A 14,940-nucleotide genomic window follows, 5' to 3' on the forward strand; every position below is an offset into this window, starting at 1 on the left:
GCCCGGCGTGAACCGGGCAGCCTTCTTTCGTTTGTGTGGGATAGATGTTCTGCGATCAGAAGCGCAAGCGTGAGTCGTCAAAGCGCGGGTCGGGGCCGTTCTCCACCTTTTCCACGGTGCCCTGGTCGTTGAAGTAGACCGTCATCTGCGAATTCCAGACACCGCTTTCCTTGTAGCCATAGTTCCAGGCCTCGAAGGGGATGCGGGCATAGCGCGTCACCTCGGTGGGGCGACCAACCCGGCGCAGTACGTCAAGCTTGGTGTCCTGCTTTGGACGGATCGCGCGGAAATTCTCGATGGTCCACACTTGCGCATAGGAAATGAGCCGATGGTCGGGACCGATGCGCGCCATGTACTGGTACTGGCCGAAGGCGCCGGCCGCGTATTCGAAGACGCGCACGTTGCCATCCGGATACACATTGCTGGGCGGCCCCAGACGGGCGACTACCTGGTCTTCCGGTTCACCCGGTTGTACTGGCGGTTGCAGCAGCGAGGCGCAGCCGGCCAGGCTGGCTGTGGCCAGCAGGACGGCGGCCAGGCGCGGGCGGATGCGCAGGAAGAGGGAAGCGGGGTGCTGCATGGAAACTCCTGGTCAGGTTGTCATTCCTGCACGGCAAGGCCGACTGCTGCGCCAGTGCGACGCCGGTGTCTGCCAATGTTGGTAGGAATGGCTTTTTGCTATATAATTTCGCGTCCGGTCGGTTTGGCCGGATTCTCATTTTTTGTTCACGGTATGCAGGGCAGGATATTTTCCAACGCTCCGCACACCGCTTGTGAAAGGTAAAAGCAATGTCCATCGAAAAAGCAGCCAAGGCTGCCATTATCTCCGAAAACGCCCGCGGCACGAACGACACCGGTTCTCCGGAAGTGCAAGTCGCGCTGCTGACCGCACGCATCAACGACCTGAACGGCCACTTCAAGGCCCACGTCAAGGATCACCACTCCCGTCGTGGCCTGATCAAGATGGTCAACCGTCGCAAGAGCCTGCTGTCCTACCTGAAGAACAAGGACGCTGACCGTTACCGCGCCCTGATCGAGAAACTCGGTCTGCGCAAGTAATTTGACTCCGCGTCTGGGTCTCGGGGTTTGCGCCCCGGACCACCACGAAATGCCTGCGTCACTCGTTGACGCGGGCATTTTGTTTTTTGCGATTCGGCAAGCTCAGGCGTAAGCCGGGGCCAGCGCCATCGTAAAGCGCCCTCCCTCGGGGCAGGAGTACATCATCGTTTCATCGCGGCAGGCTGTTTGTTGGATCAATGCCGCGTTCGTCGTGAGTGACCGGTTTCGCCGGCCACTGTGGTGAGGTGAACGACAGCGCCTGAAAATCTGTCGGCAAAAGGAAGCCGTGCACCGCGGACACAGTCGGGGCCGGCTCCATAAAAGAAAGGAAATACCGTGTTCAATAAAGTAAGCAAGACCTTCCAGTACGGTCAGCATCAAGTGACCCTGGAAACCGGCGAAATCGCTCGCCAGGCTTCTGGCGCCGTGGTGGTGTCGGTGGAAGACACCGTCATCCTGGCCACCGTGGTGGCCCGCAAGGAAGCCAAGCCCGGCCAGGATTTCTTCCCCCTGACGGTCGACTACATCGAGAAGACCTATGCAGCCGGCCGTATCCCCGGCGGTTTCTTCAAGCGTGAAGGCAAGCCTTCCGAAAAGGAAACCCTGACCTCGCGCCTGATCGATCGTCCGATCCGCCCGCTGTTCCCGGAAGGCTACCTCAACGAAGTGCAGGTGATCATCCACGTGCTGTCGGTGAACCCTGAAATCGATCCGGACATCCCCGCCATGATCGGTGCCTCGGCAGCCCTGTCGCTGGCCGGCATCCCCTTCAATGGCCCCGTGGGCGCAGCCCGCGTGGGTTACATCGACGGCCAGTACGTCCTGAACCCGACCACTTCGCAACTGAAGTCCTCGCAACTGGACCTGGTGGTGGCCGGTACCGAAACCGCCGTGCTGATGGTGGAATCCGAAGCCGATCAACTGTCCGAAGAAGTGATGCTGGGCGCCGTCGTGTTTGGTCACGACCAGTCCAAGGCCGTCATCGAAGCCATCCACGCCCTGGTGCGTGAAGGCGGCAAGCCGGAAGTGCAATGGTCCGCCCCGGCCAAGAACGAAGCCCTGATCGCCCGCGTGGCGCAACTGGCCGAAGGCCCGCTGCGCGAAGCCTACCAGACCAAGGACAAGCAGGCCCGTACCGAAAAGCTCAAGGCCGTCTCGGCCCAGGTCAACGAAGCCCTGGTCGCCGAAGCTGCTGCCAACAACGGCGTGGCTGCGGACGCTGCCGAAGTCGGTTCCATCCTCTTCGACCTGGAAGCCAAGATCGTGCGTTCGCAGATCCTGGAAGGCGAACCCCGCATCGATGGTCGCGACACCCGCACCGTGCGCCCGATCTCGATCCGTACCGGCGTGCTGCCGCGTACCCACGGTTCGGCCCTGTTCACCCGTGGCGAAACGCAAGCCCTGGTCATCGCGACCCTGGGTACCGCACGTGACGAACAGAAGATCGATGGTCTGCTGGGTGAATACTCCGACCGCTTCATGCTCCACTACAACATGCCTCCGTTCGCCACCGGCGAAACCGGTCGCGTGGGCACCCCGAAGCGTCGTGAAATCGGCCACGGCCGCCTGGCCAAGCGCGCGCTGATCGCCGCGCTGCCGGCTGCTGACGAGTTCAGCTACTCGGTGCGCCTGGTCTCGGAAATCACCGAGTCCAACGGTTCCTCCTCGATGGCATCGGTGTGCGGTGGCTGCCTGGCACTGATGGACGCCGGCGTGCCGATGAAGGCCCACGTGGCCGGCATCGCCATGGGCCTGATCAAGGAAGGCAACAAGTTTGCCGTGCTGACCGACATCCTGGGCGATGAAGATCACCTGGGCGACATGGACTTCAAGGTGGCCGGTACTGCCAACGGCATTACCGCCCTGCAGATGGACATCAAGATCCAGGGCATCACCAAGGAAATCATGCAGGTCGCGCTGGAGCAGGCCAAGGAAGGTCGTCACCACATCCTGGGCAAGATGCAGGAAGCCGTGCCGGCCGGTCGTGCCGAACTGTCCGACTTCGCACCGCGCCTGATCACCATCAAGATCAATCCGGAAAAGATCCGTGACGTGATCGGCAAGGGCGGCGCCGTCATCCGCGCGCTGACCGAAGAAACCGGCACCCAGATCGACATCAGCGACGAAGGCGTGGTCACCATCGCCTCCGTGGATGCGTCGGCTGGTCAGGAAGCCAAGCGCCGCATTGAAGAGCTGACCGCTTCCGTGGAAGTGGGCAAGATCTACGAAGGCACCGTCCTGAAGCTGCTGGACTTCGGCGCCATCGTCCAGGTCCTGCCGGGCAAGGATGGCCTGCTGCACATCAGCCAGATCGCCAACGAACGCGTCAACGCCGTGGCCGACTACCTCAAGGAAGGCCAGCAAGTGCGCGTCAAGGTTCTGGAAACCGATGACCGCGGCCGCCTGAAGCTGTCGATGAAGGCTGCCCAGGCTGAAGAAGGCGACGCCGCCGCTCCGCAAGAAGCGCAGTAATCCCTTCTGCCTGACCAGGCAACAAGAAAATCCCCCGTGCCGCAAGGCCGGGGGATTTTTTTTGTGTGCACAAGAGGATGCGGACAATCTGCCCAAGTGATTTCGAACCAAAAGTATGCGATTCTGTCCGTCTGCTTTGAGGGACATCAAGGTTCCGGTGTGCCGCGCTCATCAGGGGGAGGCGTGGCACTGCCATGCAGGCAGATCCGAATAGAGAGTAGGGGACAGCTGTGCAGCCGTATCACATCAAGGTGACTGGCTTGCGCGGATAGAACAACACATTACTTTTGAAAGGAAGGCAATGCCCCATGTCATCATCATCGGTTGCGGCTTCGGTGGTCTGGCCGCCGCGCGTGAGCTGGCCCAGGCCGATGTACGCATCACCATGATCGACCGCAGCAACCATCACCTGTTCCAGCCCTTGCTGTATCAGGTCGCCACGGCCGGGCTGTCGGCCCCGGCGATTAGCGCACCGATCCGCGCCATCCTGGCGCAGCAGACCAATCTCACCACCCTGATGGCGGCCGTCACCGGAATCGATACCGCCGCCAGGTCCGTCACCCTGGAAGACGGCAGCGTGCTCGGCTATGACTACCTGATCGTGGCCACCGGTTCCACCCACAGTTACTTCGGCCACGATGACTGGAGCGCGCTGGCACCAGGACTGAAGACGCTGGAAGATGCCTTCGAGATCCGCAAGCGCATCCTGATGGCCTTCGAGCATGCCGAGCGTGAGACCGATGCACGGCGCCGCCAGGAATGGCTGACCTTCACCGTCATCGGGGGTGGCGCCACCGGCGTGGAGATGGCCGGTACGCTGGTGGAGATTGCACGCCACACCTTGTCGGGCGAATTCCGCAATATCGATCCGCATTCGGCACGGGTGGTGCTGGTGGAAGGTTCCGAACGTGTGCTGGGCGCCTATCCTGCCGACCTCTCCGAGAAAGCCCGCGAGCAGTTGCACAGGCTAGGCGTGGATGTGCGCACCGGTTGCCGCGTGGTGCACATCGACGAGACCTGCGTGCGCTATGCCAATTTCGATGGCGAGCAAAGCCTGGCCACGCGTACCGTCATCTGGTCGGCAGGTGTAGCGGCTTCTCCGCTGGGCAAGAAGCTGGGTGTACAGGTGGACCGTACTGGTCGTGTACCGGTCACGCCGCAGCTCTGTATTGCTGGTCACGAGGAAGTGTTCGTGATCGGCGATCTGGCGGCGGCACAGTCGGAAGGCAAGCCGGTGCCGGGCGTGTCACCGGCGGCCAAGCAGATGGGCCGCGTTGCGGCGCGCAACATCAAGCATCACATTGCGGGACAGACGGCGGAGATTTTTGTCTACAAGGATTACGGATCGCTGGCCACCATCGGTCGACGTGCGGCCATTGCCATGGTCGGCAAGCTCAAGTTCTCGGGCTATCCGGCCTGGCTGTTCTGGCTGTTCGTGCACGTGTATTTCCTGATCGGTTTCCGCAACCGTCTCATGGTGATGGCGGACTGGGCCTGGGCGTATTTCACCTTCAAGCGCAGTGCGCGGGTGATCTCGGCCACCATGCCCGAGCAGGCCGAGCAGCCTGTCTTGCGCAAGGAAGTCGCTGAGTAGATTTCGTCGCTCTTGCAGCAAAGAACCTCGCTTCCGTTTCCGGGAGCGAGGTTTTTTACTTCAGTGCTGCGGGTGGCTCAGTCTTCCAATGCCAGCATGGCGAAGCTGGCCAGCCAGTGACCACCACTGTAGTGGCTGCCGACCACCTGATCGATGGAGGCGGCGATGTGGCGCGCGACGGCGGCCTCGATGGCGCTGCGCGCAGCGTGATTGGCGGGCAGGTGGCGCAGGACGTTCTTCATGCACCAGGCGCGGGAAAGGTTCAGGCCGTCCAGGTGGGCGATCTTGGGATCGGTCGGGTCCGACACATGCGCCGGCTGCATGATCTGTTCGGTAGCGGCCACGCGCGGCAGGTAAAGGTCGAACCAGGTCGCAAAGTCCTGCGCCGGCAGCACCTTGCTCATCAGCAGTGCTTCGGTCAGTGCGCCGGAAATGTACTCGTCACCACCGGGTTCGTAGTGGGCCGGGTAGTCGGTGTCCTTGCCGTAGTAGCGTTGTGCGCTGGCCAGGATCGCCTGCTCCAGTGCCTCATCCTTGACGTGGCGCGCCTGGTCCAGCGCCAGCGCCAGGGCGAAGGCGGTGTTGTAGTGGGTGCCTACGCGGATCGGATAGCTCAGCTTGGACAGGTATTCCAGCAGGCGACGGCGGATCTCCAGCGTCAGCGGCTGCATCGCGGCGCGCCAGGTGGCAGCGCGCGCCAGGGCCGATTGCGCCAGCTCCTGGTCCAGTGCGAGGATCCAGCCAAAGCCATAAGGACGCTCGAAGGAGGCGCGGCCATCGACGCGGAAATAATCGGTCTCGCGCTGCATCAGTTCGGTCGTGAAGTGCTCATCGAAGATGGTTTCGATGTCGCTGCGGGCGGGCAGTGCGGGATAGCGTCGCGCACAGCGCAGCAGCAGCCAGAAGCCGTGCACCGCAGAGTGCCAGTCATAGCAGCCGTAGAACACCGGGTGCAGGGCACGCGGTGAGAGTACGTCCTGGGCGCCGTGGAGCACGTGCATGATGTGATTCGGATATTCCTGGCGCAGATAGGCCAGCGGCATGCGGGCAAATTCTTCCGCCCGTTCCTGTGTGAGCTGCATGGGGACTCCTTGAGGCAAAGTGGACGACCCGGCCGGTACTGCGCATCCGGCCGGGTCTGGCGTTCCGGTCAGATCAGCGGAAGGCGAGGAAGTACATCAGGAACACGTTGACCGTCAGCAGCGTCAGTGCGGTCGGAATCTGGACCTTGATGACCTGGTACTTGTTCTTCAGTTCCAGTAGCGCCGCCGGCACGATGTTGTAGTTGGCCGCCATCGGCGTCATGAGCGTACCGCAATAGCCCGAGTACATGCCGATGGCCACCAGCGGCGCCGGGTCGGCATGATGCCCCACGATCAGGAAGGGCAGGGCGATGCCCGCGCTCATCACCGGGAAGGCGGCGAAGGCATTGCCCATCACCATGGTGAACAGTGCCATGCCGACGCAGTAGATCACCACCACCAGGAAGCGGTTGTCGGGATTGACGAACAGGCTGACCACGTGCTGTACCGACGTCCCGGTCTTGGCGGCGACGAAGACACCACCCAGCATGGCCAGCATCAGCGGCAGGATCGCGGCCCAGCCAATCGAATCCACCAGGCGGCGCGACTGGCGTACTGCCTGCAGCGGGGTGCCACGCGTGAGCACGCAACCGGCGATGAGCGCGCAGATGCAGGCCACGCAGAGTGCGGCCAAGGTCAGTTGCTTCTGGTCCAGCAGCATCAGGCCACCGACCGAGACACCCTTGAGCAGCACGGTACAGGCCACCGTGATCACGGGGATCAGCACCGCCGGGAAGAACAGCCAGTTGCCCAGCTTCCTGGACGAGGCCACGCGCTCTTCATGCGAGGAAGTGGCATAGCTGCCCATGGAGAGCATGCCGGTGCCGGCAATGAGCGAGATGATGATGACGGTGCCGCCGATGATGCGGTGGGCCATGGACTTGCCAAGGTGTTCCACCAGCAGGTCACCGAACAGGAATACCGCGCCGAAGAGGAACCAGAACAGCGCCGTGGTGAAGCGCTTGGGATTGCCCTTGTCGCGCAGGGTCATGACGGTCAGCATCATGACGATGATGCCGATGAGATAGTAGATGCGGTTGATCGAGATGAGCGTGTTCATGCGGACACCTTGGCAGCGGATTGAGTGGCCTTCCACGCCTCGACATCGCGGCGGATGGAAGCATCGAGGCGGGTCAGGCGGAACATGTGGATCACCAGCGCCGACAGGGCAGTGGGGATGGCCCACAAGCCGATGTGCAGCGGCTCGATGTTGGTGATGCCGTTTTCCTTCAGGAAGGCATCCATCAGCAGCACCGCGCCGAAGGCGATGAAGATGTCCTCGCCGAAGAACACGGCGACGTTGTCACAGGCCGCCGCGTGGGCCTTGATCTTGTCGCGGATGTGTTGCGGCAGGTCTTCGCCGTAGGCGCTCACGGCGGCACCTTCGGCCATCGGTGCCAGCAGCGGACGCACGGTCTGCGCCTGGCCGCCCAGGTAGATCAGACCCAGTGCGGCGGTGCCTTCACGCAGGATGAAATAGAGCATCAGAATGCGTGCCGAAGTGGCGCTGGCGATGCTGGAGATCCACGCCTGGGCGCGTTCCTTCAGACCGTAATGTTCCAAGAGGCCGATGATCGGCAGGATCAAGAGGAAGGTCGCCAGCGAACGGCTGTTGACGAACTTCTCGCCAAAGGTTTCCAGCAGCATGCCGAAGTCCATTCCGACCGACAGGCCGGTGGTGAGACCGGCTACCGTGACCACCAGCAGCGGGTTGAAACGCAAGGCAAAACCGGCCACGACGATCGGTATCCCGATCAGTGGCAGCAGTGTCGTACTCTCCATGAAAAACTCCCTATGTGAATGAGGAAAAATCCTGCCGCCAATGTGCAAGGTCCGTGCCACCTTTGTCGTGGAAAGCCGCGCCCAGACTGACTTTGCGTCAATCTGCAAAGCGTAGGGGCGTGACTTTTCCTGCGACCTCGCGGGCCTCGGATTGGCGACCTTTCTTGTTGTTTTTGGAACGAAACTACAGCTTGCGACACCCCTGTATCAGCAGCAGGTGCCTTCTTTCCGGCGTCTTGCGACCACGCCGGGAAAAAACTTTCACACCGCCGCGCGCACGGCAATCTGCTCGGCGTGCAGGCGTGCCCGAATCTGGCGCGCAAAATCCAGGGCGTGCGCGCCATCTCCGTGCAGGCACACGGTCTGTGCATTGACTTCGACCAGACTGCCGTCGATGGCCTTGACCTTCTTCTGCTTGACCAGCATCAGGGTCTGGGCGATGGCGTCGGCATCGTTGGTAATCATGGCGCCGGGCTTGCTGCGTGCGACCAGGCTGCCATCGGCTTCATAGGCGCGATCGGCAAACACTTCTTCGACCGCATTGAGATCGGCATGGCGGGCGGCGGCGATCAGTTCGCTGCCGGCCAGGCCATACAGGCTCAGTTCGGGATTGAAGGTGCGGATGGCGGCGCAGATGGCATTGGCCAGCACGGCATCCTTGGCGGCCTGGTTGTAGAGCGCGCCGTGCGGCTTGACGTGGGTCATGCGAGCGCCCTCGGCGCGCACGATGGCGTCCAGTGCGCCGAGTTGATAGAGCATGCCGCTGAAGATTTCCTCGGGCGGCAACTGCATGGCGCTGCGCCCGAAGTTCTCGCGGTCGGGGAAGCTGGGGTGGGCGCCGATGGCCACGTGATTCTGGATCGCCCAGCGCACGCTGCGGCGCATGGTGCTGGCATCGCCCGCATGCCAGCCGCAGGCGATGTTGGCGGAGCTGACCAGGGTCAGCAGTTGTTCGTCGGTGTCGCAGCCTTCGCCGAGGTCGGCATTGAGATCGATATACATGGCGTTCCCTTATTTCTTGTAGAGCGTGGCGCGCGACCAGTCCAGTGCGGCGACCGTGGCGCGGATGGAATCGAGATAGCGTTGCTGTTCTTCGGCGGCGGCCAGGGCGTCGGCCATCTCGCAGGGCTCCAGCCGCAGCGTGGCGTTCAACGGGGCTTGCGCCAGCTTCCAGAGGTCGGCACCGATGATCACGCCGATCTTGGGGTAGCCGCCGGTAGTCTGGGCATCCCCCATCAGGATGATGGGTTGGCCCGAGGGTGGCACCTGGATCACGCCCGGCACCACGCCGTGGGAGAGCATGTCGCGACCTTGCTTGCGTTTGAGTTCGGGACCTTCGAGGCGATAACCCATGCGGTTGCTGTTGGGGGTGACGCGCCAGGTGTCGGACCACAGCGCTTCCCGCGAACTCTTGCTGAACTGTTCGAATTCGGGGCCGGGCAGCACGCGCAGCGTGACGTGCTGGCTGTGTTCATCGGCACGCAGGGCCAGGCCACTCCAGCGCGGGGAACGTACGCCGAAGGCGGGACCATGGACCGCGACAGAGGCAGCGCTGGCGTCGCCGATGGGGAGCTTGTCGCCGCGCTTCAAGGCACGTCCCTGATGGCCGCCGAAGCCGGCCTTGAGGTCGGTGCTGCGCGAACCCAGGACCAGCGGCACATCGATGCCACCGGCTACGGCCAGGTAGGTGCGCATGCTGTGACGTGGCGCCTGCTCGGGTGAATCGGCTGCCGCCAGGCTGAACTTGAGCACGCTGCCGGCACGCACCGGAATGCTCCAGCAGGCGGCGATGGGTTTGCCATCGAGGGTGGCACCGATGTCGTCGCCACCGAGGGCGATGCGGGTATCGCGGGTGAAGCGCAGCTCGGCCACGCCCATGGTGATTTCCAGTCCGGCCGCATCGACCGGATTGCCGACCAGCAGGTTGGCGCTGGCCAATGCCAGCGTATTGAGCGCGCCACCGGGATGGATGCCCAGGCTGCGATGGCCATAACGGCCCATGTCCTGCACCGAAGCCAGCATGCCGGGTTGGATGATGTCGATCATGAGGCCACGCGCTCCACGGTAAAGCGTACTCGGTCGCCGGGACGCAGCAGCGTCGGCGGTTGCTGGGAAGGATCGAAAAGCTGCAGGGCGGTGCGGCCGATGAGTTGCCAGCCGCCCGGCGAGGCCATCGGGTAGATGCCGGTCTGCTCGCCGCCGATGCCCACCGATCCGGCCGGAATGCTCACGCGCGGCGTCGTGTGGCGCGGCGTGGCCAGGCTGGTGTCGAGCCCGCCCATGTAGGCGAAGCCGGGCAGGAAGCCCAGGAAATACACCACGTACTCGGCATTGCTGTGGCGCTCGATGACCTCCCCGGTCGACAGGCCGGTGTGACGGGCCACGTTGTCCAGGTCAGGGCCGACGTTGCCGCCGTAGACCACGGGGATCTCGACCGTGCGGCCTTCGCTGCCTGCGCTGGCGAGCCGGGGCCAGGTCTTCAGGATGCGCTCGCTCAGCGTGTCCAGGTCGGCGACGGGTCGCCGGGTGATTAGCGTCAGGTTGTTCATGCCTGGCACGACTTCGCTGACTTCTTCCCATTCACTGGCCAGTGCGGCCAGGGCCCAGATGCGTTGCTGCTGGGGCAGGGTGGCAGGGGACGGCAAACTGCAGAGCAGTGCGCGGTCGCCCAAGGGGTGGAGCTGGGGTGGCTGCATGTGTCTCTCGCCTCGCCGGTGATTTTGTTGAGAACCCGCCGATGCCGCTGTCGGGGTCAAGGTGCGTCTGGTGATGCCCTGCTTTTTTGCGGATATTACATTTCAAAGAAAATATAAACAATATGTCGATAAATTATTTATTTAATCTTTGCGCTATAGTGTTGCCATTCTGTCGTCCTGACCCCTACGCTTCCCATGAGCCAAGAGAACAACGAGACCTCTGTCTCCCTTCCGCCCGATGTGCAGGCCGCCGCCGAGGCGCCGCGCCCGACCAAGATCGTGTCTTCGCAGCACCTGGTCTCCGAGCGCAGCGCCGAACTGTCCGAACTGGAATACGCCCTCATCATGGCCAGCAATGCCTTCAATCGCTGGATGGTGCGCTGCATGGCGGCTGCGGGAGCCAAGGACATGACGGCCATCGAGGTGTCCTTGCTGCATCACGTCAACCACCGCGATCGCAAGAAAAAACTGGCTGATATCTGTTTCGTATTGAACGTCGAGGACACCCACGTGGTCACCTATGCCTTGAAGAAGCTGGTGAAGGCCGGCTACGTGAAGAGCGAGAAGGCCGGCAAGGAACTGCTGTTCTCGACCACCCCGGCGGGGCAGGCGCTGTGCATGAAGTATCGTGAGGTGCGCGAGCGCTGCCTGATCGAGGTGCAGGTCGAAAGCGGCATCCCCAACCAGGCCATCGGCGAGGCGGCGCAATTGTTGCGCAATGCGTCCGGGCTGTATGACACGGCGGCACGGGCGGCGGCTTCGCTTTGAGACATAGATAACTGAAGGATAGGACAGATGCGCGCAATCGAGATCAAGGAATTTGGCGGCCCCGAGGTACTGCAGGCCTGTGAACGGCCCGTGCCTGAGCTCAAGGCGGGGGAGATACTCATCAAGGTGCATGCGGCGGGCGTGAATCGTCCGGACGTATTCCAGCGTACCGGCAACTATCCGGTGCCGCCGGGCGCCTCGGACCTGCCGGGCCTGGAAGTGGCAGGCGAAATCGTGGCGGGTGAGCTGGGTGAGAGCGGCTTCAGGCTGGGTGACCTGGTCTGTGCGCTGGTGCAGGGTGGCGGTTATGCGGAGTTCTGTGCCGCGCCGCTGGCCCAGTGCCTGCCGGTGCCCAAGGGCTTGAGCGCGCTGGAGGCCGCAGCCTTGCCGGAAAATTACTTCACGGTGTGGAGCAACGTCTTCGACCGGGGACAACTGTCAGGTGAACAATCCTTGTTGGTGCAGGGCGGCTCTTCGGGCATCGGCGTGACGGCCATCCAGATCGCCCGTGCGCTGGGTCATCGCGTGTTCGCCACGGCGGGCAGTGCCGACAAGTGTCGCGCATGTGAAGAATTGGGCGCGGAACGGGCCATCAATTACAAAACCGAGCAGTTCGAGGATGTGGTCAAGGAATTGACTGGTGGCCGGGGTGTGGACGTGATCCTGGACATGGTCGGCGGCAATTACCTGCCGCGCGAGATCAAGGCCCTGGCCGACGATGGCCGCCTGGTCTTCATCGCCCAACTGGGCGGCAGCAAGGGCGAGCTCGACATGGGGCAGGTCATGCGTCGTCGCCTGACCATCACCGGGTCGACCCTGCGCCCGCGCCCGGTGGCGTTCAAGGCGGCGATCGCGGCCAACCTGCGGCAACACGTGTGGCCCCTGATCGAGGCTGGCAAGATCAAGCCGGTCATTCACCACCGTTTCCCGCTGGAACAGGCGGCACAGGCGCATGCCATGATGGAATCGAGCACCCACATCGGCAAGATCATGCTGGAACTGTGATCCGGCAGGCGCGCGGAGCCGGGCGGGACAGTCCGGCTTTGCGCCAAGCGGCCGTACCGGATACAATGCGAGGTTATCCAAATTGACACCCATCTCGTAGAACTCAGCCTATGCGTCGCAAACTCGTAGCCGGTAACTGGAAAATGAACGGCAGCCTGGCTGCCAATGCGGCCCTGGTGGCTGGTATCAAGGAAGGTCTGCCGGCCGAGGTCTGCGACGTCGCCGTGTGTGTGCCGGCGCCTTATCTGGCGCAGGTGCAGGGCGCGGTGGCTGGTTCGGCCGTGGCGCTGGGGGCGCAGGACATGTCCGCGCACGCCTCTGGTGCCTTTACCGGTGAGGTGTCGGCAGCGATGCTGCAGGAATTCGGTGTGCAATATGTCATTCTGGGTCACTCCGAGCGTCGCGCCTATCACGGCGAGAGCGATGCGGCGGTGGCGGCCAAGACCGTGGCAGCATTGAAGGCCGGCCTGGTGCCGGTGGTCTGCGTGGGGGAAACGCTGGAACAGCGCGAAGCCGGACAGACCAATGAAATCGTGGGTGGTCAGCTCGATGCGGTGCTGACGGCGCTGGCTGTCGAGGATGCTGCGCGCATCGTCGTGGCCTACGAGCCGGTCTGGGCGATTGGTACCGGCAAGACGGCCACGCCGGAAATGGCGCAGGAAGTGCATGCGATGCTGCGTGCGCGTCTCGGCGCCAAGAGCGCGGAAGCGGCGGCCAAGGTGCGTATCCTGTACGGCGGCAGCATGAAGCCGGACAATGCGGAGCAGTTGCTGGCGATGGCCGACATCGATGGTGGTCTGATCGGTGGTGCGGCATTGAAGGCGGCGGATTTCCTGGCCATCATCAAGGCGGCCTGAAGTGGAGTAAGGGGTTTGTCAGTTGCGGAGGCGATACTTTGACGCAGATGCAGCAGGCGATTGAAACATCAAGAGTGGACTTGTTTAAATGAATACTTTGTTTTTGGTTGTGGTTGTAGTTCAGGTGCTGGCAGCGCTGGCGATCATCGGTCTGGTCTTGCTGCAGCACGGCAAGGGCGCTGACATGGGTGCGGCTTTCGGTTCTGGTGCCTCGGGCAGTCTCTTCGGTGCGACCGGCTCGTCGAACTTCCTGTCGAAGTCGACGGCGGTGGCCGCAGGTATTTTCTTCGTGGCGACCCTGGGTCTGACCTTCATCGGCAATCATCACGTGGCACAAAGCGGCAGTGTGATGGATAATCTGCAAGTTCCGGCGGCCCCGGCCCAGCAGGCAGCGCCTGCAGCGCCCGCCGCACCGGCTGATGCAGGCAAGCCGGGTGACCAGTCGAATCAGATCCCGAAATAAGCTTTTGCTGATTCTGAAATAATCGAAGAATTAAGTAGGAAGAATCTTTCTTTTTCGCTGATTGTGCATTGAACAAGAGTAACAAATGAAGGTACAATAGCAGCTTCAAGCCGACGTGGTGAAATTGGTAGACACGCTATCTTGAGGGGGTAGTGGCGAAAGCTGTACGAGTTCGAGTCTCGTCGTCGGCACCATAGAAATGAAATGAAAAGCCAGCGAAGGTCCTAGTGCCTGAGCTGGCTTTTTGTCGAGGAAGTTTCTGATTGATATTGAGAATCATTCCCATCGATAAACCAACGCATAGCGGCCAATCGTGAACCTCGAAAATTACTTCCCAGTCCTCCTGTTTATTCTTGTTGGCATCGGCGTCGGTGTCGCTCCCCAGCTCCTCGGTCGTCTTCTTGGTCCGCACAAGCCGGACGCTCAAAAAACTTCTCCTTACGAATGCGGCTTTGAAGCATTCGAAGATGCGCGCATGAAATTCGATGTGCGCTACTACCTGATCGCCATCCTGTTCATCCTGTTTGATCTGGAAACCGCCTTCTTCTTCCCTTGGGGCGTGTCCATGCGTGAGCTGGGCTGGCAAGGTTTCGTCACGATGATGGTCTTCATCGCTGAATTTGTTGTCGGATTTTGGTACATCTGGAAAAAGGGTGCCCTGGATTGGGAGTAAGCCATGTCTATTGAAGGCGTATTGAATGAGGGGTTTGTTACCACCTCGCTGGATAAGGTAATCAACTGGACCCGTACCGGATCCCTGTGGCCCATGACCTTCGGTCTGGCGTGCTGCGCAGTTGAAATGATGCACGTCGGTGCCTCGCGTTACGACCTCGACCGCTTCGGTGCGGTGTTCCGTCCGTCGCCGCGCCAGTCCGACCTGATGATCGTGGCTGGTACCCTGTGCAACAAGATGGCGCCGGCGCTGCGCAAGGTCTACGACCAGATGCCGGAACCGCGCTGGGTGATCTCCATGGGCTCCTGTGCCAATGGCGGTGGCTATTACCACTATTCGTACTCGGTGGTGCGTGGCTGCGATCGCATCGTGCCGGTCGACGTGTATGTGCCGGGTTGCCCGCCGACGGCGGAAGCGCTGCTGTACGGCGTTATCCAGCTGCAGAACAAGATCAAGCGCACCAACACCATCGCGCGCTAAGAGGGCAGT

General features: G+C 62.1%; 16 protein-coding genes and 1 tRNA gene. 10 read left to right on the forward strand and 7 right to left on the reverse strand.

The window, feature by feature from the left end:
• Nucleotides 1–55: 55 nt before the first annotated feature.
• Nucleotides 56–580 carry a hypothetical protein gene (locus HWE01_RS04250; RefSeq protein WP_008327629.1) on the reverse strand — a complete coding sequence of 175 codons (525 nt, stop codon included), beginning with the start codon at nt 578–580 and terminating at the stop codon, nt 56–58.
• Nucleotides 581–789: 209 nt separating this feature from the next.
• Between HWE01_RS04250 and rpsO the strand changes: the two genes are divergently transcribed.
• From rpsO to HWE01_RS04265, 3 genes are all read left to right on the forward strand, one after another.
• On the forward strand, nt 790–1,059 hold the full coding sequence (gene rpsO, locus HWE01_RS04255; RefSeq protein WP_006712917.1) for a 30S ribosomal protein S15: 270 nt from the start codon (nt 790–792) through the stop codon (nt 1,057–1,059).
• A 336-nt stretch (nt 1,060–1,395) separates the two neighbouring features.
• Nucleotides 1,396–3,531, forward strand: a complete 2,136-nt coding sequence (gene pnp, locus HWE01_RS04260; RefSeq protein ID WP_241821155.1) for a polyribonucleotide nucleotidyltransferase — start codon at nt 1,396–1,398, stop codon at nt 3,529–3,531.
• Between the two features lie 301 nt (nt 3,532–3,832).
• Complete coding sequence (locus tag HWE01_RS04265; protein ID WP_241821156.1) at nt 3,833–5,125, forward strand: NAD(P)/FAD-dependent oxidoreductase; 1,293 nt, start codon at nt 3,833–3,835, stop codon at nt 5,123–5,125.
• A 77-nt stretch (nt 5,126–5,202) separates the two neighbouring features.
• Here the strand turns inward: HWE01_RS04265 and HWE01_RS04270 are convergent, their stop codons facing one another.
• The 6 genes from HWE01_RS04270 to pxpB form a co-directional block, all read right to left on the reverse strand.
• A complete protein-coding gene (locus tag HWE01_RS04270; protein ID WP_241821157.1) occupies nt 5,203–6,207 on the reverse strand; it encodes a DUF2891 domain-containing protein in 1,005 nt (334 codons plus the stop codon).
• Nucleotides 6,208–6,280: 73 nt separating this feature from the next.
• The gene (locus HWE01_RS04275; RefSeq protein WP_008327638.1) at nt 6,281–7,267 is read right to left on the reverse strand and encodes a DUF979 domain-containing protein; all 987 of its coding nucleotides are present in this window, start codon (nt 7,265–7,267) and stop codon (nt 6,281–6,283) included.
• The gene (locus HWE01_RS04280; protein ID WP_008327640.1) at nt 7,264–7,989 is read right to left on the reverse strand and encodes a DUF969 domain-containing protein; all 726 of its coding nucleotides are present in this window, start codon (nt 7,987–7,989) and stop codon (nt 7,264–7,266) included. The genes HWE01_RS04275 and HWE01_RS04280 overlap by 4 nt, the downstream gene beginning before the upstream one ends.
• Before the next feature lie 261 nt (nt 7,990–8,250).
• Nucleotides 8,251–8,991, reverse strand: coding sequence for a 5-oxoprolinase subunit PxpA (gene pxpA, locus HWE01_RS04285; RefSeq protein WP_175343238.1), 741 nt, complete (start codon nt 8,989–8,991; stop codon nt 8,251–8,253).
• Between the two features lie 9 nt (nt 8,992–9,000).
• Nucleotides 9,001–10,035: a 5-oxoprolinase subunit C family protein gene (locus HWE01_RS04290; protein WP_241821158.1), complete on the reverse strand. Its 1,035-nt coding sequence runs from the start codon at nt 10,033–10,035 to the stop codon at nt 9,001–9,003.
• The gene (gene pxpB / locus HWE01_RS04295; protein WP_241821159.1) at nt 10,032–10,685 is read right to left on the reverse strand and encodes a 5-oxoprolinase subunit PxpB; all 654 of its coding nucleotides are present in this window, start codon (nt 10,683–10,685) and stop codon (nt 10,032–10,034) included. Before pxpB ends, HWE01_RS04290 begins: the two co-directional genes overlap by 4 nt.
• Before the next feature lie 195 nt (nt 10,686–10,880).
• On the opposite strand from pxpB, the gene HWE01_RS04300 reads away from it, so the two are divergent.
• From HWE01_RS04300 to HWE01_RS04330, 7 genes are all read left to right on the forward strand, one after another.
• Entirely contained in the window at nt 10,881–11,453 is a 573-nt protein-coding gene (locus HWE01_RS04300) for a winged helix DNA-binding protein (protein ID WP_081486035.1), read from the forward strand.
• 27 nt (nt 11,454–11,480) lie between these two features.
• Nucleotides 11,481–12,458, forward strand: coding sequence for an NAD(P)H-quinone oxidoreductase (locus tag HWE01_RS04305; protein ID WP_008327650.1), 978 nt, complete (start codon nt 11,481–11,483; stop codon nt 12,456–12,458).
• 110 nt (nt 12,459–12,568) lie between these two features.
• Nucleotides 12,569–13,315, forward strand: a complete 747-nt coding sequence (gene tpiA, locus HWE01_RS04310) for a triose-phosphate isomerase (RefSeq protein WP_241821160.1) — start codon at nt 12,569–12,571, stop codon at nt 13,313–13,315.
• An 88-nt stretch (nt 13,316–13,403) separates the two neighbouring features.
• The gene (secG, locus tag HWE01_RS04315; RefSeq protein ID WP_081486037.1) at nt 13,404–13,778 is read left to right on the forward strand and encodes a preprotein translocase subunit SecG; all 375 of its coding nucleotides are present in this window, start codon (nt 13,404–13,406) and stop codon (nt 13,776–13,778) included.
• A 109-nt stretch (nt 13,779–13,887) separates the two neighbouring features.
• A tRNA-Leu gene (locus HWE01_RS04320) sits at nt 13,888–13,972 on the forward strand.
• Between the two features lie 119 nt (nt 13,973–14,091).
• Nucleotides 14,092–14,451, forward strand: a complete 360-nt coding sequence (locus HWE01_RS04325; RefSeq protein ID WP_006712939.1) for an NADH-quinone oxidoreductase subunit A — start codon at nt 14,092–14,094, stop codon at nt 14,449–14,451.
• A 3-nt stretch (nt 14,452–14,454) separates the two neighbouring features.
• The gene (locus HWE01_RS04330; protein ID WP_006712940.1) at nt 14,455–14,931 is read left to right on the forward strand and encodes a NuoB/complex I 20 kDa subunit family protein; all 477 of its coding nucleotides are present in this window, start codon (nt 14,455–14,457) and stop codon (nt 14,929–14,931) included.
• Nucleotides 14,932–14,940 lie beyond the last annotated feature (9 nt).

The organism is Herbaspirillum sp. C7C8 (genome assembly GCF_022627875.1).
Classification (GTDB): domain Bacteria; phylum Pseudomonadota; class Gammaproteobacteria; order Burkholderiales; family Burkholderiaceae_D; genus Herbaspirillum.